The sequence below is a fragment of the Rhizobium sp. RU33A genome (genome assembly GCF_900156055.1).
Taxonomy (GTDB): domain Bacteria; phylum Pseudomonadota; class Alphaproteobacteria; order Rhizobiales; family Rhizobiaceae; genus Allorhizobium.
This window is the reverse complement of the sequence record NZ_FTMQ01000001.1, coordinates 177582-196982: the sequence shown is the minus strand read 5'-3', so window position 1 is coordinate 196982 and position 19401 is coordinate 177582. Positions and strand designations below refer to the sequence as shown.

At 61.0% G+C, this 19401-nt stretch carries 21 protein-coding genes; 14 read left to right on the top strand and 7 right to left on the bottom strand.

Annotated elements, in window-relative coordinates; translation table 11 throughout:
* The first annotated feature begins 121 nt into the window (after nucleotides 1–121).
* From BW978_RS00950 to deoA, 8 genes are all read left to right on the top strand, one after another.
* A complete protein-coding gene (locus BW978_RS00950) occupies nucleotides 122–1114 on the top strand; it encodes a BMP family lipoprotein (RefSeq protein ID WP_076391388.1) in 993 nt (330 codons plus the stop codon).
* Nucleotides 1115–1182: 68 nt separating this feature from the next.
* The gene (locus BW978_RS00945; RefSeq protein WP_076391386.1) at nucleotides 1183–2703 is read left to right on the top strand and encodes an ABC transporter ATP-binding protein; all 1521 of its coding nucleotides are present in this window, start codon (nucleotides 1183–1185) and stop codon (nucleotides 2701–2703) included.
* A 7-nt stretch (nucleotides 2704–2710) separates the two neighbouring features.
* Nucleotides 2711–3814, top strand: coding sequence for an ABC transporter permease (locus BW978_RS00940; protein WP_054149444.1), 1104 nt, complete (start codon nucleotides 2711–2713; stop codon nucleotides 3812–3814).
* A 10-nt stretch (nucleotides 3815–3824) separates the two neighbouring features.
* Nucleotides 3825–4796, top strand: a complete 972-nt coding sequence (locus tag BW978_RS00935) for an ABC transporter permease (protein WP_076391384.1) — start codon at nucleotides 3825–3827, stop codon at nucleotides 4794–4796.
* Nucleotides 4797–4798: 2 nt separating this feature from the next.
* On the top strand, nucleotides 4799–5191 hold the full coding sequence (locus tag BW978_RS00930) for a cytidine deaminase (protein ID WP_076391382.1): 393 nt from the start codon (nucleotides 4799–4801) through the stop codon (nucleotides 5189–5191).
* Entirely contained in the window at nucleotides 5188–5994 is an 807-nt protein-coding gene (locus BW978_RS00925) for a purine-nucleoside phosphorylase (protein ID WP_076391380.1), read from the top strand. Before BW978_RS00930 ends, BW978_RS00925 begins: the two co-directional genes overlap by 4 nt.
* On the top strand, nucleotides 5987–6757 hold the full coding sequence (gene deoC / locus BW978_RS00920) for a deoxyribose-phosphate aldolase (RefSeq protein WP_076391378.1): 771 nt from the start codon (nucleotides 5987–5989) through the stop codon (nucleotides 6755–6757). The genes BW978_RS00925 and deoC overlap by 8 nt, the downstream gene beginning before the upstream one ends.
* A gap of 3 nt (nucleotides 6758–6760) precedes the next feature.
* Entirely contained in the window at nucleotides 6761–8077 is a 1317-nt protein-coding gene (gene deoA, locus BW978_RS00915; RefSeq protein ID WP_076391376.1) for a thymidine phosphorylase, read from the top strand.
* A gap of 12 nt (nucleotides 8078–8089) precedes the next feature.
* Here the strand turns inward: deoA and BW978_RS00910 are convergent, their stop codons facing one another.
* From BW978_RS00910 to BW978_RS00880, 7 genes are all read right to left on the bottom strand, one after another.
* Nucleotides 8090–8611, bottom strand: coding sequence for a TIGR02281 family clan AA aspartic protease (locus tag BW978_RS00910; RefSeq protein ID WP_076391374.1), 522 nt, complete (start codon nucleotides 8609–8611; stop codon nucleotides 8090–8092).
* Nucleotides 8612–8733: 122 nt separating this feature from the next.
* The gene (gene upp / locus BW978_RS00905; protein ID WP_006725188.1) at nucleotides 8734–9363 is read right to left on the bottom strand and encodes a uracil phosphoribosyltransferase; all 630 of its coding nucleotides are present in this window, start codon (nucleotides 9361–9363) and stop codon (nucleotides 8734–8736) included.
* A gap of 106 nt (nucleotides 9364–9469) precedes the next feature.
* Entirely contained in the window at nucleotides 9470–10438 is a 969-nt protein-coding gene (locus tag BW978_RS00900) for an adenosine deaminase (RefSeq protein WP_076391372.1), read from the bottom strand.
* Nucleotides 10435–11655, bottom strand: a complete 1221-nt coding sequence (locus tag BW978_RS00895) for a phosphopentomutase (RefSeq protein WP_076391370.1) — start codon at nucleotides 11653–11655, stop codon at nucleotides 10435–10437. Before BW978_RS00895 ends, BW978_RS00900 begins: the two co-directional genes overlap by 4 nt.
* Nucleotides 11656–11745: 90 nt before the next feature.
* Nucleotides 11746–12369: a TadE/TadG family type IV pilus assembly protein gene (locus tag BW978_RS00890; protein WP_083697458.1), complete on the bottom strand. Its 624-nt coding sequence runs from the start codon at nucleotides 12367–12369 to the stop codon at nucleotides 11746–11748.
* The gene (locus BW978_RS00885; protein WP_076391368.1) at nucleotides 12366–13004 is read right to left on the bottom strand and encodes a TadE/TadG family type IV pilus assembly protein; all 639 of its coding nucleotides are present in this window, start codon (nucleotides 13002–13004) and stop codon (nucleotides 12366–12368) included. The genes BW978_RS00890 and BW978_RS00885 overlap by 4 nt, the downstream gene beginning before the upstream one ends.
* 109 nt (nucleotides 13005–13113) lie before the next feature.
* Nucleotides 13114–13485: a pilus assembly protein N-terminal domain-containing protein gene (locus BW978_RS00880; protein ID WP_244551894.1), complete on the bottom strand. Its 372-nt coding sequence runs from the start codon at nucleotides 13483–13485 to the stop codon at nucleotides 13114–13116.
* Between the two features lie 502 nt (nucleotides 13486–13987).
* Between BW978_RS00880 and BW978_RS00870 the strand changes: the two genes are divergently transcribed.
* The 6 genes from BW978_RS00870 (at nucleotide 13988) to BW978_RS00845 (ending at nucleotide 19380) form a co-directional block, all read left to right on the top strand.
* Nucleotides 13988–14170, top strand: a complete 183-nt coding sequence (locus BW978_RS00870; protein ID WP_076391362.1) for a Flp family type IVb pilin — start codon at nucleotides 13988–13990, stop codon at nucleotides 14168–14170.
* Nucleotides 14171–14308: 138 nt separating this feature from the next.
* The gene (locus tag BW978_RS00865) at nucleotides 14309–14821 is read left to right on the top strand and encodes an A24 family peptidase (RefSeq protein WP_076391360.1); all 513 of its coding nucleotides are present in this window, start codon (nucleotides 14309–14311) and stop codon (nucleotides 14819–14821) included.
* 116 nt (nucleotides 14822–14937) lie between these two features.
* Entirely contained in the window at nucleotides 14938–15750 is an 813-nt protein-coding gene (gene cpaB / locus BW978_RS00860; RefSeq protein ID WP_076391358.1) for a Flp pilus assembly protein CpaB, read from the top strand.
* Between the two features lie 70 nt (nucleotides 15751–15820).
* Nucleotides 15821–17320, top strand: coding sequence for a type II and III secretion system protein family protein (locus tag BW978_RS00855; RefSeq protein WP_076393088.1), 1500 nt, complete (start codon nucleotides 15821–15823; stop codon nucleotides 17318–17320).
* A gap of 59 nt (nucleotides 17321–17379) precedes the next feature.
* Nucleotides 17380–18057 carry a CpaD family pilus assembly protein gene (locus BW978_RS00850; RefSeq protein WP_076391356.1) on the top strand — a complete coding sequence of 226 codons (678 nt, stop codon included), beginning with the start codon at nucleotides 17380–17382 and terminating at the stop codon, nucleotides 18055–18057.
* A 33-nt stretch (nucleotides 18058–18090) separates the two neighbouring features.
* On the top strand, nucleotides 18091–19380 hold the full coding sequence (locus tag BW978_RS00845) for a CpaE/TadZ family protein (RefSeq protein WP_076391354.1): 1290 nt from the start codon (nucleotides 18091–18093) through the stop codon (nucleotides 19378–19380).
* Nucleotides 19381–19401 lie beyond the last annotated feature (21 nt).

Below are 19401 nucleotides of genomic sequence, written 5' to 3'. Positions count from 1 at the left end.
AGGATGAAAGCCAGCCAGGACCTCCGGAACAGGGGGCGGCGGTTCCGCAGACATGTCTTTCTCACTCGGAAAGGCTTGCGGGAGGACCCAACAAGATCAATAGCAACAACAGGGCTGCACCATGAAGAAAACCCTCCTCAGTCTCTTTGCCTTGGCCGCGATGTCGGCGACCGCGCTTGCGGCCGACGTCAAGCCGGCGCTGGTCTACGGCACGGGCGGCAAGTTCGACAAATCCTTCAACGAAGCTGCTTATGGTGGCGCCGAGAAGTTCAAGGCCGAAACCGGCATCGACTATCGCGACTTCGAGCCGACCAGCGACACTCAGGGTGAACAGGCGATCCGCAACTTCGCTTCGCGCGGCTTCAACCCGGTCGTTGCTGTTTCCTTCGCCTGGACCTCGGCCGTCGAAAAGGTTGCCGCTGAATTCCCGGATACCCAGTTCGTGATCGTCGATTCCGTCGTCGACAAGCCGAATGTCCGTTCGGTTGTCTACAAGGAAGAGGAAGGTTCTTACCTGGTCGGCCTGCTGGCCGGTATGGCTTCCACCACCGGCAAGGTCGGCTTTGTGGGCGGCATGGACATTCCGCTGATCCGCAAGTTCGCCTGCGGTTACGAGCAGGGCGCACGCGCTGCCAAGGCCGACATCCAGGTCTTCCAGAATATGACCGGCACCACGGGTGCTGCATGGAACGACCCGGTTCGCGGCGGTGAACTGACCAAGAACCAGATCGACCAGGGTGCGGATGTCGTTTACGCGGCAGCCGGCGCGACCGGTCTCGGCGTGCTGCAGACGGCTGCCGACAACGGCAAGCTGTCGATCGGCGTCGATTCCAACCAGAACCACCTGCATCCGGGTTCGGTTCTGACCTCGATGGTCAAGCGCGTCGACCTCGCCGTCTACAACGCTTACGCGGACTCTAAGAACGACAAGTTCACGCCCGGTCTGCAGGTTCTCGGCGTTGCACAGGAAGGTGTCGCCTACGCCCTTGATGACAACAATGCCAAGCTGATCACCGAAGAGATGAAGGCTGCTGTCGAGAAGGCCAAGGCCGACATCGCCGCCGGCACCGTGAAGGTCCATGACTACATGTCGGACAATTCCTGCCCGAAGTGATCTAGAATCCGGGCGCAGGACGGCGACATCGTCGTTCTGCGCCCTTTTTGTATGTCTGGGGGACCGGAATGAACGCAACGAACCAGGCACCCGCGATCGAATTGATCGGCATCGACAAGAAATTCGGTGCGGTGCATGCCAATAAGAACATCAACCTGACGGTCGCCAAGGGCTCTATCCACGGCATCATCGGTGAAAACGGCGCCGGCAAGTCGACGCTGATGTCGATCCTCTACGGCTTCTATCAGGCCGATCAGGGTTCCATTCAGATCGACGGCAAGCCGATCACCATCAAGGACAGCCAAGCCGCCATCAGTTCCGGAATCGGAATGGTGCATCAGCATTTTATGCTGGTCGAGAATTTCTCCGTGCTCGAGAACCTGATGCTCGGCGCCGAAGGCGGCGCCCTGCTCGGCAAGGGCACGGATGCCGCACGCGCGGCGCTCAAGAAGCTGGAAGAAGACTACGAGCTGGACGTGGATCCCGACGCTGTTGTCGAGGAACTGCCTGTCGGTCTGCAACAGCGCGTCGAAATCCTGAAAGCGCTCTATCGCGGTGCCGAGATCCTGATCCTCGACGAGCCGACAGGCGTTTTGACACCGGCTGAAGCTGACCACCTGTTCAAGATCCTCGGCGTGCTGCGCGACCAGGGCAAGACGGTCATCCTAATCACCCACAAGCTGCGCGAGATCATGGCGATCACCGATACGGTGTCCGTCATGCGCCGCGGCGAAATGGTTGCGACCCGCAAGACGGCCGAAACCACGGTCGAAGAACTCGCCGAGCTGATGGTCGGCCGCCGGGTGCTGCTGCATGTGGAGAAGAAGCCCGCCAATGCCGGCGAGATCTTCCTCTCGGTGCGCAATCTGACCGTCAAGGACAACAGGGGCGTCGTCATGGTCGACAACGTCTCCTTCGACGTGCGCTCCGGCGAGATCGTCGGCATCGCCGGCGTCGCCGGCAATGGTCAGAGCGAACTGCTTGAAGCAATCACGGGCATTCGCAAACCGACTTCGGGCGAAATCTGGATCAACGGCAATAACGTTGCCGGCCTCGACCCGGCGGAACTCCGGGGCATTGGTGTGGCGCATATCCCGGAAGACCGCCACCATATGGGTCTCGTGCTGCCCTTCGAGGAGAGCCAGAATGCCATTCTCGGCTACCATCGCGACGAGCGATACGGCAAGGGTCCGTTTCTGAACCCCGACCTGATGCGCAAGGCGGCGGTCGAGGAAATCGAGAAATACGATATCCGTCCGCCGAACCCACGGCTGAAGACCGCCAATTTCTCCGGCGGTAACCAGCAGAAGATCGTCGTTGCCCGCGAAATCGAGCGTGATCCAAAGCTATTGATCGTCGGCCAGCCGACGCGCGGCGTCGACATCGGCGCGATCGAATTCATTCACAAGCGGATCGTCGAGACGCGCGACGCCGGCAAGGCCGTGCTGCTCGTCTCCGTCGAGCTCGACGAGATCCGCTCGCTCTCCGACCGCATTCTGGTGATGTTCGCCGGCAAGGTCGTCGGCGAAAAGACGCCTGACACAGGCGAACAGACACTCGGCCTGATGATGGCCGGTATTGCGGCTTGAGGATTTGATGAGCACTGCATCCGTACCCCTTCCGAACTGGATCAATTATGCGCTGCTGCCGCTGATCAACCTCACGCTTGCCTTTCTCGTATCCGGCCTCGTGGTCTGGATCATCGGGGAAAACCCGTGGGAGGCGCTGAAGCTGATGCTGGAAGGCGCACTCGGCAGCGGTGAAGGCATTGGCTTCACGCTGTTTTATGCGACGAACTTCATCTTCACCGGGCTTTCGGTCGCGGTTGCCTATCACGCCGGCTTGTTCAACATTGGCTCGGAAGGCCAGGCCTATCTGGGTGGCTTAGGCGCAGCGCTCGCAGCGCTTGCGCTCGACCACTATGTGCCGTGGTATGTCACCATGCCGTTTGCGATCATGGCCGCCGCCCTTTTCGGCGCCGCCTGGGCCTTCATCCCGGCCTGGCTGCAGGCCAAGCGCGGCAGCCATATCGTTATCACCACGATCATGTTCAACTTCATCGGCGCAGCGCTGATGGTCTATCTGCTCGTCAACGTGCTGATCGTTCCCGGCAAGATGGCACCGGAAACCCGCACCTTCCTCGAAGGTGGTCAGCTGCCGAAGTTGGACTGGCTGATTGCAATGTTCGGCGGCACGCTTGGGCCGGCCCCGTTCAACGTGTCCTTCCTGATCGCGCTCGTCATGTGCGTGCTGGTCTGGATCTTGATCTGGCGCACCAAGCTCGGCTTCGAGATGCGCACGCTTGGCATCAGCCGGTCGGCCGCCGCCTATGCCGGCATTCCCTATGTGAAGATCGTCATGATCACCATGCTGATCTCCGGCGGCCTTGCCGGCATGATGGCGCTCAACCCGGTGCTCGGCGCGTCTGCCCGTCTGCAGGTGGAATTCGTCGCAGGCGCGGGCTTTGTCGGGATCGCGGTGTCGCTGATGGGGCGCAACCATCCGCTCGGCATCGTGCTCGCCGCCATCCTGTTCGGCATTCTCTATCAGGGCGGAGCCTGGCTCTCCTTCGACATGCCGAACATCACCCGCGAGATGATTGTGGTCATCCAGGGTCTTGTGATCCTGTTCGCCGGTGCGCTCGAATTCATGTGCCGCCCGATGATCGTGCGCATCTACCAGACAATGACAAAGGCCTGAGGACGCGACCATGGAATCATTCGACATGCTCATCAGCATCCTCGGCTCGACGATCCGTCTGTCGATCCCGCTGATCCTGGCCGCCCTTGCCGGCCTCTATTCCGAACGGGCCGGCGTTTTCGACATCGGGCTTGAAGGCAAGATGCTGGCAGCGGCCTTTGCCGCGGCCTGTGTCGCCTATCTCACCGGTTCGGCCTGGCTCGGGCTCTTCTCCGGCATCGCCGTCTCGCTGGTGTTCTCGCTGATCCACGGCTTTGCCTCGATCACCAATCGCGGCAATCAGATCGTTTCGGGCGTGGCGCTGAACTTCGTGGCTGCGGGCCTCACCGTGGTGCTCGGCCAGGCCTGGTTCGGCCAGGGCGGCCGAACGCCGCAGGTCTCCGGCGACGGTCGTTTCTCCCCGATCATTCTGCCGGGTGCCGACATGATGCGCGACGTGCCCTTCATCGGTGCGATCTATTCGAACGTGATCTCCGGCAACAACATGCTCACCTATATCGCGTTCCTCGCCGTTCCGATCTCCTGGTGGGTGCTCTATCGCACACGCTTCGGCCTGCGCCTGCGCGCTGTCGGCGAGAACCCGGGTGCGGTCGACACAGCCGGCATTTCGGTCACCTTCCTGCGCTACCGCGCGGTGCTGATGGCCGGTCTGCTCTGCGGCATCGCCGGTACTTATCTCGCAATCGCCCAGTCGGCTGCCTTCATCAAGGACATGTCGGCCGGCAAGGGCTTCATTGCGCTTGCAGCGCTGATCTTCGCCAAGTGGAAGCCGGTGCCCGTGATGTTTGCCTGCCTTCTCTTCGGTTTCCTCGATGCGCTTGCGAACTTCATGCAGGGCAAGGAACTGCCCGTCATCGGCGAAGTGCCGGTGCAGCTCTTCCAGGCCCTGCCCTATATCCTCACCTGCATTCTGCTTGCGGGCTTCATCGGCTCTGCCAACCCGCCGAAGGCCGGTGGCGTCGCATACTCCAAGGAGCGTTGATCATGGCACATGATCTTTTCGAAGCCGCGCGTGACGCGATGAAATTTGCGCATGCGCCCTATTCGAAGTTCCCCGTGGGGGCTGCGATCCGGGCCGATGACGGGCGCATCTATACTGGCGCCAATATCGAGAACCTCTCTTTCCCTCAAGGGTGGTGCGCCGAGCCGACGGCGATCGGCTGCATGATCATGGGCGGGGGCAAGAAGATCATCGAGATGGCGGTGATTGCCGAGAAGCTTGCGCTTTGCCCGCCCTGTGGTGGCTGCCGCCAGAAGATCTCTGAATTCGCATCGGCCACTACCAAGATCTATCTCTGTGACGAAGTGGGTGTGCAGAAGACCATGACCATGGACGAGCTTCTTCCGCTCAGCTTCAAAACGGACATCCTCGGATGAAGGCGGCCGTGGATCTGCTCGTCGAGCGCCTGAACGGCCTCATGCCGCGCTTCGGCATCGTTCTCGGATCGGGCTTGGGATCGCTGGTCAACGAGGTTCGTGATGCCGTCCGCATCCCCTACTCCGATCTGCCGGGTTTTCCCTTGAGCGGTGTGTCGGGTCATGCCGGCGAGATCGTTGCAGGCTATCTCGGGCGCACGCCCGTGATCATGCTGGCGGGCCGCATGCATTATTACGAACACGGCGATGCCAATGCGATGCGCAAGCCGATCGAAGTGCTGATGGGGCTCGGCGTGAAGTCGCTGATCCTCACCAACGCGGCGGGATCGCTGCGGGAAGACATGCCCCCCGGATCGGTCATGCAGATCACCGATCATATCAACTTCTCCGGCAAGAACCCGCTGATCGGCGAGCCGAGCGACGGGCGCTTCGTCGGCATGACCTCGGCCTATGATGCCGAACTGCAGGCCGCGATGCGGGCAGCCGCTGAAGCAGAAGATGTGCCGCTCGCCCAAGGCGTCTACATGTGGTTCTCGGGCCCAAGCTTCGAGACGCCGGCGGAGATCCGCATGGCGCGTATTCTCGGCGCCGATGCCGTGGGCATGTCGACGGTGCCAGAGGTTATTCTCGCCCGTTTCTATGGCCTGAGGGTTGCGGCTGCCTCCGTGATCACCAATTATGGGGCAGGCATGACCGGTGGCGAACTCAGCCACGAAGAAACCAAGGACATGGCGCCGATCGGCGGCAAACGTCTGGCCACCATCCTGAAACGGATGATCGGCGGAGGAAATAACATTGGATAATCAAGAACTGCGCGCTGTCGCATCGCGGGCGCTTTCGCTGCTCGACCTCACCAATCTGAAAGACGACTGCACACCCGACCAGATCGTGACGCTCTGCGAGCGCGCCCAGAGCGCCTTCGGTCCGACGGCTGCAATCTGCATCTTTCCGCGCTTTGTCATGCAGGCGCGTACCCTGCTTGGCCCCGACGGCCCGATCCGCATTGCGACCGTCGTCAACTTCCCCTCCGGCGAGATGAAGACGGAAGACGTGCTGGCGGAGACGCGCGATGCAGTTGCAGACGGGGCCGACGACATTGACCTCGTGATCCCCTACCGGGCGCTGGCGGCCGGTGACGACAAGGCCGTGACCGACATGGTCACTGCGGTGAAGGCCGCCTGTGGCCAGGCAATCCTGAAGACGATCCTGGAAACGGGTGAGCTCAAGGATATCTCGCTCGTCCGCCGTGCCTCGGATCTCTCGATTGCGGCCGGTGCTGATTTCATCAAGACTTCGACCGGCAAGGTCAGCGTCAACGCGACGCTCGAGGCCGCCGACATCATGCTGCAGGCGATCCGCGACAGCCGCAAGAAGGTGGGCTTCAAGCCGGCCGGCGGCATTTCGACGGTGGCGGACGCCGGCCATTATCTAAAGCTCGCCGACACCATCATGGGCGAGGACTGGGTGATGCCGTCGACCTTCCGCTTCGGCGCTTCCGGCCTGCTCGACGATATAAACGCCGTGCTCTCGGGCGAGCGCTCAACGGCTGCGGCATCGGGGTATTGAGCCATGCTTCCCCAGGAGATCATTCGACGCAAGCGTGATGGCGGGACCCTGAGCGCGCAGGAGATTGCCGGCTTTATCGAGGGCCTGTCGAAGGAAACGATCTCCGAGGGGCAGGTAGCGGCCTTTGCGATGGCGGTCTTCTTCAAGGGCATGACGCCGGATGAAATCGTGGCGCTGACGCTTGCCATGCGTGATTCCGGTGACGTTCTCTCTTGGGCAGGCGTCGGCAAGCCGGTTGCGGACAAACATTCGACGGGTGGCGTCGGCGACAATGTCTCGCTGATGCTGGCGCCGATCGTGGCGGCCTGCGGGCTTGCCGTGCCGATGATTTCAGGGCGTGGGCTTGGCCATACCGGAGGCACGCTCGACAAGCTGCAGTCGATCCCCGGTTACGACTTGATACCCGACAATGTCACCTTCCGCCGGACGGTCGATCGTGCGGGCTGCGCGATCATCGGCCAGACGGGTGATCTGGCCCCGGCCGACAAGCGGCTCTATGCGATCCGCGACGTGACGGCGACGGTTGAGTCCATTCCGCTGATCACGGCCTCCATTCTGTCGAAGAAACTCGCGGCGGGGCTGGAGAGCCTGGTTCTCGACGTGAAGGTCGGCAATGGCGCCTTCATGGCGAAGAGCGAAGATGCGGAGGCTTTGGCGCGCTCGCTGGTGCGTGTCGCGAACGGTGCCGGCGTGAAGACCACGGCGCTTTTGACCGACATGAACGAGCCGCTCGCCGACTGTGCAGGAAACGCGATCGAGGTGCAGAACGCGGTGGATTTCCTCACAGGTCAGAAGAGCGGTACGCGGCTCAAAGAGGTGACGCTGGCTCTCGGTGCCGAGATGCTGGTCAATGCCGGCGTGGAAACGGACCAGGCGGCGGCTCTGGCCCGCTGCGCAAAGGTGCTCGCCTCCGGCCAGGCGGCCGAGCTCTTCGGGAAAATGGTCAGCGAGCTCGGCGGGCCCAAGGATTTCATGGAGAAGGCCGAAGGCTATCTGCCGCGCGCCAAGGTCGAAGTGGCCGTTCTTGCCGAACAGGATGGTTATCTCAGCGCCTGCGACACACGCGGACTGGGCCTTGCCGTTGTCACGCTGGGCGGTGGCCGCCAGCGCCCGAGCGACAAGATCGATCACGGCGTGGGTATCTCCGGCTTCAAGCCGCTTGGCACAGAGCTCGAAAAGGGCGAGCCGATCGCCTTCGTTCAGGCGAATGACGAGGCGACTGCCGCTCAAGCCGCCAAGACCGTGGCGGAGTGCTATCGGATTTCAGAGACGAAGCCGACGGCAGCATCGGTCATCGGGCTCAGGATCGGCGCCGAGTAAGGAGCGAAAACCTCACTGGATCATCCGCAGCGTGCGTTTCTCCGCCGTATAGGACCTGAGTTTTGTCATGAAGCTCATGCCGACAAGCGTGGAAGAGAGCGCCTCGTCACCCAGAACGACGGCTTCGACGTTATGCACCCGGATACTGCCGACCTCGACCCGGTCTAGCGTCACGTATGCAGCCTTGGTCAAGCCGTTCGCAGTTCTCACCTGATAACGGAAATCGAGCACTGCCGGGCTGAACCCGAGGCGGCGGGCGGTCGAGACATTGATCGCCACCCTGGAGGCGCCAGTATCGACCATGGCGTCGATCGGCTTGCCATTCATCTTGAACGTCCCCGAGTAGTGCCCGTCGCGACCCATCGAAAGAACCGTCTGGCCGGAGGGAGCCGCTGCGGCAGGCTCGGCAACGACGGCAGCGGGTTCGGCCGTCTCGCGCTCGTCCAGCATGGCCTGAACCGTCTCCGCGATCGTCGGCCATTGGCTGGCGGACAAGGCGAGCATCATGACTGTGAACAGCGTGCGAGCGAACATCTGAAATCCCCGTGGATCGACCGGATGGTAGCAGTGGCTGATCAGAAATTGGATAAGGGACCAGGCAAAACGGCCCTAAACCGGAGTTTCGGGCCGTCAAAGCTTGCGATCTGGTTAAGAAATCACTTCGTTCCGTACATACGGTCGCCGGCATCGCCGAGGCCGGGCATGATGTAGCCCTTTTCGTTCAGGTGGCTGTCGATCGACGCGGTGAAGATCGGCACATCGGGATGGGCGGCGTGGAAGTTCTTGATGCCTTCGGGGGCAGCCAGCAGGCAGAGGAAGCGAATGTTCTTCGCGCCGCGCTCCTTCAGCTTCTCGATCGCCGCGATCGAGGAATTGCCGGTTGCCAGCATCGGATCAACGACGATGATCAGGCGTTCCGACAGGGCATCGGGTGCCTTGAAGTAGTATTCGACGGCCTGCAGCGTCTCGTGGTCGCGGTAGACGCCGACATGGGCGACGCGGGCGGCCGGCACCAGTTCCAGCATGCCTTCCAGGAGGCCGTTGCCGGCGCGTAGGATCGAGGCGAAGACCAGCTTCTTGCCCTCGAGGATCGGCGACTGCATCTCGGTGAGCGGCGTCTCGATCGTCTCCATGGTGAGTTCGAGATCGCGGGTCACTTCGTAGCAGAGGAGCGTCGAGATTTCGCGCAGCAGCCGACGGAAGCTCGAGGTCGACGTTTCCTTGCGGCGCATGATCGTCAGCTTGTGCTGCACGAGGGGGTGATCGATGACTGTTACGCCGTCCATGGTCGAGCCTTCTTTTCTTGTTTTCTGAGGTGCTTCTATTTTCACGTTCTCTTGGACGCCCGCAAGAGCGATGCCGCTTTTTGGCCGGTCTTCAACAGTTGCGGTGTCACAACCGGGCGAGAAGCCGCGCTCGCGTCGCCTCGTCGACGAAAGCGGCCTCGATGGCTGTTCGCGTCATGCCGTCGATCTCGGCATCGGTAAAGCCGAATTCGCTCGATGCCCAGTCGTATTCCTGGGCAAGCGATGTACCGAAGAAGGGCGGATCGTCGGAATTGATACAAACCTTCACACCAGCTTCATGGAATTTCCTGAGAGGATGGCTGGCGAAGTCGGGGAAGACCTTGAGCGCGATGTTGGAGCCCGGGCAGACTTCCAGCACGGTGCCAAGATCGACCAGGCGGCTGACAAGCTCGGGATCCTCGATGGCGCGCACGCCGTGGCCAATGCGAGCGGGTTTGACGAGATCGAGGGCATCGGTGACGCTGAAAGCGCCGCAGACTTCGCCGGCATGGATGGTGAGGCCGAGACCCGCGTCACGGGCGATGTCGAAGGCGCGTGCGTAATCCGCTACGCGGCCCATGCGCTCCTCGCCAGCCATGTTGAAGCCCGTGACCAGCGGATTGTTGCTGCGGGCGGCATATTCGGCAGCGGCAATGACGCTTTCCGGGCCGAAATGGCGTTCGCCGGTGACGATGATGCGGGCCTCGATGCCAGTCGCCGCCTTGGCGGCCTCAATGCCGGCGGTGATGCCGGAGAGATAGGTGTCGGCGCCGAGACCGATGCGGTCGCCATGGTCAGGCGAGACGATGATCTCGCTGTAGATCGTGTCGACGGCCGCAAGCTCGCGCAGATAGGTCTCGGTCAGGAGCGCATAGTCCTCTTCCGTGCGGAAGAGCGCCGCCACACGGTCATAGGCCTTGATGAACTCGGCGAAATCGCTCCAGCCATAGGCGCCGTCGCGCATGAAGGTCGCGGGGTCCACGCCGTATTTCTCGGCCTGGGCGAGTGCCAGTGCCGGCGGCGCCGCACCCTCGATATGACAGTGCAGTTCGGCTTTCTTCAGTCGTTTCGTCACAGGAAGCTCCGTCCGTGGCGGCCAGGCGCTAACCCTAAATGCGCCGCGATGGTTTCGCCGATATCGGCATAGGTGTTGCGCACACCGATGTTGCGCGAGCGCACGCCGGGGCCGAAGCACATGATCGGCACGCGCTCGCGGGTGTGGTCGGTGCCGCGCCAGGTGGGATCGCAGCCGTGATCGGCCGTCATCAAAACCATGTCTCCCGGCTTCAGCTTGCGGTGAACTTCCGGCAGGCGGCGGTCGAAGGCTTCGAGCGCTGCGGCGTAACCCGGCACGTCGCGCCGATGACCGAAGAGCATGTCGAAATCGACGAAATTGGTGAAGACGAGATCGCCGTCTTCGGCCTCGTCCATGACCTTCAGCGTCGCGTCCATCAGCGCCATGTTGCCATTGGCCTTGATGATACGGGAGACACCCTGATGGGCGAAGATATCGCCAATCTTGCCGACGGCATGGACCTTACGGCCGGCGTCTACCAGGCGGTCAAGCAACGTGGGTTCGGGTGGCAGGACGGAATAGTCGCGACGATTGCCGGTGCGTTCGAAGGTCTGGACGGTTTCGCCGATGAAGGGGCGAGCGATAACGCGGCCGATGTTCAAGGGGTCCAGCAGCTTGCGGACGATCTGGCACAGTTCGAGCAGGCGTTCGAGGCCGAAATGGACTTCGTGGGCGGCGATCTGGAAGACGGAATCGCTTGAGGTGTAGCAAATCGGCTTGCCGGTGCGGACATGCTCCTCGCCGAAGCGGGCGATGACCTCGGTGCCGGATGCATGGCAATTGCCGAGGATGCCCGGCAGGTTCGCTTCGCGACAGATCGCTTCCACCAGATCTGCCGGGAAGGCTTCTTCGCCTTCCGGAAAATAGCCCCAGTCGAACATCACGGGCGTGCCGGCGATTTCCCAGTGACCGGAGGGCGTGTCCTTGCCGTGCGAGACTTCGCTTGCCGCACCATGCAGGCCGAAGACCCGCTCGGGGACGGCCATGCCGTCGGGCGCCTTGCCGGTGGCGAGCCTAGCGGCCTCGATGAGGCCGAGTGCCGACATGTTCGGCAGGATCAGCGGTCCATTCCGCAGCCCCTTGCGATTGCCGGCGCCGGCAGCACAGAACTCGGCGATATGGCCGAGCGTATCGGAGCCATGATCACCATAGGCGGGCGCATCGGGGGCGCCGCCGATACCGAAGGAATCGAGAACGAAAAGGAAAGCACGTGCCATGTGAACACCACGGCCGGGTCTGGTCTATTGTTCTGCCGGCCTTCGAGCGCATCCTTAGCGCCTGAACGAAGGCTTGGCAAACGCCTCAGATCAGCAGTCTCTGCATTCGATTTCGGTGTCGAGGCGTTGGCGGAAGTAGTATTCCCGCGCGATGGTGAGGTTCTTGGCTTCCGCGCCCGACAGGCCCGGCAGATACATCATGAGTTCGTGGCTGACGCTGAGTTCGCTGCGGACAAGGTAGGTATTTGCGACACGCATATCGGCCGGCACGGGTGCATCGGCGCCGGCAGCATAGGGGGCGACGCCTGTGGTCGACCAGGACCACAAGACCTTCGCCTCGTTCGAGGAATCTATGTGGATCGCGCTGACATTGATCAGAAGATCCTTGGACGGATAGGGCACATAGATTGCACCGGAGACATCCGCCATACCCGCAAGGAATGCCTTGTCGACTCTATCTTCGCGCGAAACGAGGTCTGCAATCGTACTGCTTGCCATCGACGTCTTCTTGGCAACGCTCAAGCCCATGGTGAGCTCGAATGCCATCAGATAGAGCACGATCAGCATCGGCGCGATGATCGCGAACTCGACCCCACCGACGCCCTGTCTGTCGCCAGTCAGGCGCTTCAAACTGCCGATAAGGCCGAGGCCACCCTGGCGAAGGCTGGTGACGCTTCGTCTCAGCGCGGATTTACCTCTGCCGCTCACGATCATGGATACTTCTCGTTCTGGAAGGCGGTGGTTGCGACGATCAGGAAGTCCGATGGCAGCGATCCATCAGCGGGTCTGATGGTCGTGATGAAGGGGCGGACGAGATCGGTGATCACTTGCCAGCGATAATAAGCGCGCAGCATGTTGACTGTGTCCGGACCTCCCGGCTCAAACTTAAAGCTCGTTGGGTCGATGTCCGCGAAGCTGGCCGTCGAGACACGCGGAATGGTATTCGGGATGTCCGCAAACGCGGGGAAGGTCCGAGCATCGATATAGAGCTTGCTCGGAGTTGCGATTTCCTCCGCCGAGCATTGGATCATGATGTTCACTTCGTCACAGAACGCCTCGCGGAACTTGGTGACATCCATGTCCGTGGCAGGGCGGTTCATCTGATAGGTGATCTGTCCGGTGCGGATCTGCCGGCCCAGCGTGTTGACCGCATTGGTCACCAGCTGCTCTGCAGCGAACGCCACGAAGGTTTCGATGATCGCGAAGATGATGAGGAAATAGGGAACGGCAAGGATCGCGAATTCGATCGCTGCTGCGCCGTCTTTCGAACGCGCAAGCTTGCGCCACAGCCGGAAGCGTGGTCTGCGGCGCTCAATCCGATGATCTCGATCGATATCCTGGCAGGTCATAGCCTTTTTCATCCTCAAAGGTCAGGAGAAGCTACGAGCCAAATATTGATTTTCCGTTTCCCGAATATTTACACTTTGCCACGCCGTCTGAAGGCGAAACTCAAGAGTATTACGGCGTAGAGCCGGTCTTTGCGTGTTCTTCGCAATTCGGCGTGCAGGAGAGAACGGTGCGCGCGGTGGACTTGAACACTCGCACAGTGCTGGCCTCGTCGATCGATACGAGGATGCGTTCGTCGAGGATGGCATTGCCGTCGGCATCCAGCAGGACAAGGTTTGTCGTGCCGTAGGAACGGCCTGTCAGAACGATGGTGCGTGCGTCGGCAACGGTCGCATCGGCAACTTCGGCATTGCCGACGATCACTTTGCTCACCGGGCGATCCAGCTTCAGCACGCGGGCGCTGTTCATATAGACGCGCAGGATACCTTCATCTTGCGCATGCACAACGGTTGCTGACGAGAGCGTGGCCAGGACCATGGTCATGGCGGCGGCGGCAGCAAGAAGACGATCGGACATGAACGTGCCTTTGGATACGCGCGTGAGGATGTTGCCGGAAGCATGCCGGCTTTTGGTGAATGAAGGGTTAAGTGCATTTCTGGAGCCCCAGACAGAGCACCCGTCCGACTCTGTTATCGAAATTTGCCACCGGCTCGAGCGGCGCATTGGTCGAATGTGTGCCATTCGGGGGCAGCATGGCGAGGAGATGCGTTAACATTTGCTCGCAACGAGGAGGGCCTCGCAATGCCGGACCCGGCACAAGAGCGGAGAAGCTCCCGCTTATGGGCTGTTTTGACTGAGATGGGCGGTATCTTATCGTTCGAAGCCAGCATTCATTTACCACACCGGAGGCTTGCGCCGTTTCACGATCCGGTAACCGTTTTTCTTAAGCCGATGGCAATAGGCCGCCGCTTAGGTTGGCGACATCCGAGCAACGGCAAACAGTTGCCGGCAGTGCTGATCAACCTCGCGGAGTAGGAGAAATAACATGACCAAGCTTTTCGCACGTTTCGTCAAGGACGAGTCCGGCGCAACCGCAATCGAATACGGCCTTATCGCCGCCCTCATCTCGGTCGCCCTGATCACCGGCGCGACGACCCTCGGCGGCGCTCTGAACGACACGTTCCAGAACGTCTCTGAACAGATGGAAGGTGCCCGAGACGCCAACTAAGAGTGGCGTAACGAAGAGTTTGAAGGCCGCCTATTCGGGCGGCCTTTTTGCATTTTCAGCACTTTCAAAATTAGCGGGATGTCCGTTTCCGGAATTTCAACACAAATCGGGTATCTCGGCTGACGAGGAGTAGCGGCCATGTATTCAGCGATCGTATTTATCGTGCTTCCAGCCTGCCTGGTTCTGGCAGCCCTCACAGATTTTCTGGAGATGACGATCCCGAACTGGATCTCACTCCTGCTGATCGGTGCCTTCGTCCTGATTGCTCCGTTCAGCGGATTGACCGTGATCGAGCTCGGCTGGCATCTGGCGGCGGGTCTGCTGGTATTCTTGGGATGTTTCGCTCTCTTTGCGCTCAATGTCATGGGCGGCGGCGATGCCAAGCTCTTGACGGCTGCGGCGCTCTGGTTCGGTTTCAACCATTCGCTCTTCGAGTTTATCGTCTATACGGGATATCTCGGCGGTGTGCTGACCATCCTGATCATGCTCTTGCGTGCCAATTGGGACAAGCTCGCGACCGTTGGCGTCCGACTTCCGCAAACTTTGATGGTCGCAAAGAAAATCCCTTACGCGATTGCGATCGGCGGAGCAGGTCTGCTGGCCTATCCAAATTCACCGCTTGTAGTTTCAGCCATTCAGAATGCGCTCTGACGGGGACTGAAGAAACCTTCCGTTAACTACAAATGTAAGCGGGTCATTAACCATAAGTACACCAATTCCTGATCAACCTTGCCGGTAGAACCTATTGCGTCGCCCGAGGATCGATCATGAAACCCGCCCGCCTCATCATACTCGCTGTCGCCGTCGTGGCTGCCGGTATGGCCGGTCTGCTTGCCATGCGGCTCAGCGGCAACCAGACCGTGATCGTGCAGGATGCCGTCGTGGAGAAGGAGCCGACCGTCGAGGTGCTCGTCTCAGCGGCGAACCTTCCGGTCGGTGCGCGCCTCGACGAAAACTCCATGCGCTGGATGGCCTGGCCGGAAGGCAGCGTGGTGGATGGCTTCATCACATCGTCGACGCGGCCGGATGCCATCGCCGAGCTGTCCGGCGTCGTCGTTCGCCTGCCCGTCTTCGAAGGCGAGCCGCTGCGGCGTGAAAAGATTGCCGATTCCTCTTCCCGTATTCTCTCGGCACTCCTGCCCTCCGGCAAGCGGGCCGTCTCGACCGAGATTTCGGTGGCAACCGGCGCCGGTGGTTTCATCCTGCCGAACGACCGCGTCGACGTGATCATGGTCCGCAAGGGTGAGGAAGACAATTTCCTGACGGAGACCATCCTCTCCAATGTTCGCGTCCTGGCGATCGACCAGCAGATTGCGGAAGCGCCAGATGGCTCCAAATCCGTCATTGGCACGACGGCAACCCTCGAACTGACCCCGGACCAGACCAAGGTCATCGCAGTGGCACAACAGATGGCAGACCGCCTGTCGCTCGCCCTGCGTTCGGTCGCCGACGCGCAGGAAGAAGACACGTCGGCTGCCGACCATCTGCTCAGCGGCGGAGACGGTCAGCCGACCATCCAGGTCATCAAGTCTGGCGAGGTGGTCAAGTCGACCTCATCGACCGCCAATTCCATGCAATGAGTGGAGACCCATCGTGGCCAGTCTGACACACAAACTGAAGGTATCGCTGACCGCAAGCATCGCCTTTGCCATGGCGATCACAGGTGCTCCGAGCTCCTTTCTTGACCACGGATCCATGGTGCCTGCAGCGGAAGCGGCCCAGCAGACGGTCCTGCGCATTACCAATTCCGGTCCCGGCGCTCGCCGGGCGGTAAAGCTCGGCCTCAACAAGGCGCTGGTTGTCGACCTACCCGCAGATGCACACGACATCCTGGTCGCAGATCCGGTCATGGCCGATGCTGTGACGCGCTCGTCGCGCCGAATCTATCTGTTCGGCAAGATGGTCGGTCAGACCAATATCTTCATCTTCGGCGCCAATGGCGAGGAGATCGTCAGCCTGGATATCCAGATCGAGCGCGACATCTCGGGTCTTGAAACCAATCTGCGCCGCTTCATTCCAGAATCCGACATCAAGGTCGAAATCGTCTCCGACAACATCGTCCTGACCGGCAGCGTGCGTACCCCGCAGGATGCATCTCGCGCAGCGAGCCTTGCGGAAGCTTTCCTTAAGGGCGGTGAAGCGACCACCCGCAACACGACCGCGACAAGCGAGAGCAGCGGCGACGGCGCCGTCGCGATCTATGCCGAACAGAGACAGACATCACAGATCGTCAACCTCCTGACCATCGAGGGCGAGGATCAGGTGACCCTGAAGGTCACCGTGGCAGAAGTCAGCCGGCAGGTGCTGAAGCAGCTTGGTTTCTCGGGCAGCATCTCCGACGGATCGACCGGCATCAGCTATGCCAATCCGTCGAACCTCGGCAATGCCATCGATCCGACAGGGACGGCTACGATTTCTGCTGGCATCGGCGGCCTCGGGCTCAATACCTACATCAATGCCATGGAGCAGGCCGGCGTCATGCGCACGCTGGCCGAGCCGAGCCTAACCGCAATTTCGGGCGAGCCCGCAAAGTTCTACGTCGGCGGCGAATTCCGGCTTGCCGGACCGCAGGAGGTGTCGAGCGACGAAGAAGGCACTTCCATCGAACGCACGACGCAAAGCATCGACTACGGCATCGAATTGAACTTCCGTCCGGTCGTTCTGGCGCCCGGTCGTATCAGCCTACAGATCGAGACCAATGTCTCCGAGCCGACCTGGGAATCCTCGCAGGTCACGGGCAACGTTCTCAATCAGGTCCCGGGCTCGACCTTCCTTTCGATCCGCAAGCGTGAAGCCTCAACGACGGTCGAACTGCCGTCCGGTGGCTCGATCGTGATTGCCGGTCTCGTTCAGGACAATATTCGCCAGGCGATGTCCGGGCTGCCCGGGCTTTCCAAGGTACCCGTTCTCGGCACGCTGTTCCGTAGCAAGGACTTCCAGCGCAACGAAACGGAACTCGTGATCATCGCGACGCCCTATCTGGTGCGGCCCGTTGCACGCGGTGCCCTGTCGCGACCGGATGACAACTTCAACCCCGAGAACGACGGCGCGACCTTCTTCCTGAACAAGGTGAACAAGGTCTATGGCCGCCGCGAGAACAACCAACCGACCGGCCAATATCATGGCGCTGTCGGCTTCATCTACAAGTGAACGGCGTGAGGATCGTGATGAAACATTCGACGCGTCAAGTTAGGGAAAGTCGGCCAGCCATGGCATCAGTGGGTCATTCATTCCAGCGTATCGTCCTTGCCGGCCTCGTTGTCGGAACAGCCGTCGCGCTTTCCGGCTGCGGCAGCACGAAGGACCGGATGACAACGTCCGCTATCCCCGACGACTACCGTACGCGACATCCGATCATGCTGAGCGAAGTGGAACACACGCTCGACGTTCCGATCGCCTCGGGCGACCGGTCGCTGACGGTTGGCGTGCAGGATTCGATCGCCGGATTTGCCGCAGACTATCTGTCGGCGTCGACGGGCACGATCCAGGTCTTGGTGCCGCATGGCTCACCAAATTCCGGCGCGGCGTCGGCCATGCGCAAGCAGATCCGCCATGTTCTGACCACGCGGGGCGTTGCTGCCAACAAGATCATCGAAACGTCGTATCAGGCAGAAGCCAACAGCAATGCGGCCCCTGTCAGGATCAGCTATGTCGCGATCACCGCGATGACCAATCCCTGCGGCGAATGGCCGGAGGACCTGCAGAACAACACCTTCAGCAACAAGAACTATCACAATTTCGGCTGCGCGACGCAGAGCAACCTCGCCGAACAAATCGCCAATCCGATGGATCTCGTCACCCCCCGCGACATGGCTCCGATCGACGCCACCAGGCGCTCGACCGTGATCGGACTTTATCGCCAGGGCAGCGACACCTCCACGAATTGATGTGACTGCGGTCCAAGAGGACAGGATGAGAGCATGAACGCGATCGACTATGACATCGGCGAATCCAACGAGGGATATCGTAGCGCTTCCGAGAGCGTGATCGCGGGCGACGTCGAAAGCCTGCGTCCGTTGCCGCGCATCTCGATCCATGCCTTCTGCATCAGCGACGGCGTGCATCGGACGATGGAGCAATGCGCCGGCGACCGACGCATGGCGCGTGTCAGCATGCGTATCACGCATGGCAATATCGCCGCAGCAGCGAACATGTTCTCCTCGACGCCGACGCCGAACCTCATCATTCTGGAAACAGACGCGGGACCGCGCGACCTGATGACGGAGCTGGCACCGCTGGCCCAAGTCTGCGATCCGAGCTCGCGGGTGATCCTCGTCGGCCGGCACAACGATATCGCGCTCTACCGCGAACTGATCCGTAACGGCATTTCCGAATACATCGTGGCGCCCTTCACCATGGCCGACATGATGAGTTCCATCGCCTCGATCTTCGTCGATCCGGAGGCCGAGCCGCTCGGCCGCAGCATCGCCTTCATCGGCGCCAAGGGCGGCGTGGGGTCCTCGACCATTGCGCATAACTGCGCCTTCGGCATTTCGTCGCTGTTTTCGACCGAAACGGTGCTTGCCGACCTCGATCTGCCCTTCGGTACCGCGAATATCGACTTCGACCAGGATCCGGCCCAGGGCATGGCGGAAGCCGTGTTTTCGCCTGAGCGTCTCGACGAAGTCTTTCTCGACCGACTGCTGACCAAATGCGGGCAGAACCTTTCGCTGCTCGCAGCCCCGTCGATGCTCGACCGCGGTTACGACTACGAGCGCGGCGCCTTCCAGCCGATCCTCGACGTTTTGCAGCGGAGCGCTCCCGTGACGGTGCTCGACTTGCCGCATACCTGGGCCGACTGGACCCGTGCGGTGCTTTCTGACGTCGACGAGATCGTTATCACCTGCGCGCCGGACCTCGCCAATCTGCGCAACATGAAGAACATGATCGATGCCTTGAAAAAGCTGAGACCGCAGGACAAGGCGCCGCATCTCATCCTCAACCAGGTGGGCATGCCGAAGCGGCCGGAGATCGCGCCAGCAGACTTCTTCGAACCGCTCGAGCTCGATCCGGTCGCAATCATCCCGTTCGACGCCCAGCTTTTCGGCACCGCTGCCAATAGCGGCCGGATGATCAGCGAGATGGATGGCAAATCGCCGACGGCGGAGACGTTCTCGCAGCTCGCACATCTCGTCACGGGCCGTGCCACGATCAAAAAACCCAAGAAGGCGGGTCTCGGCTCGTTCATCGAAAAGCTGCGCAAGAAGTAGACCGCTAACAGGAACAGGTAG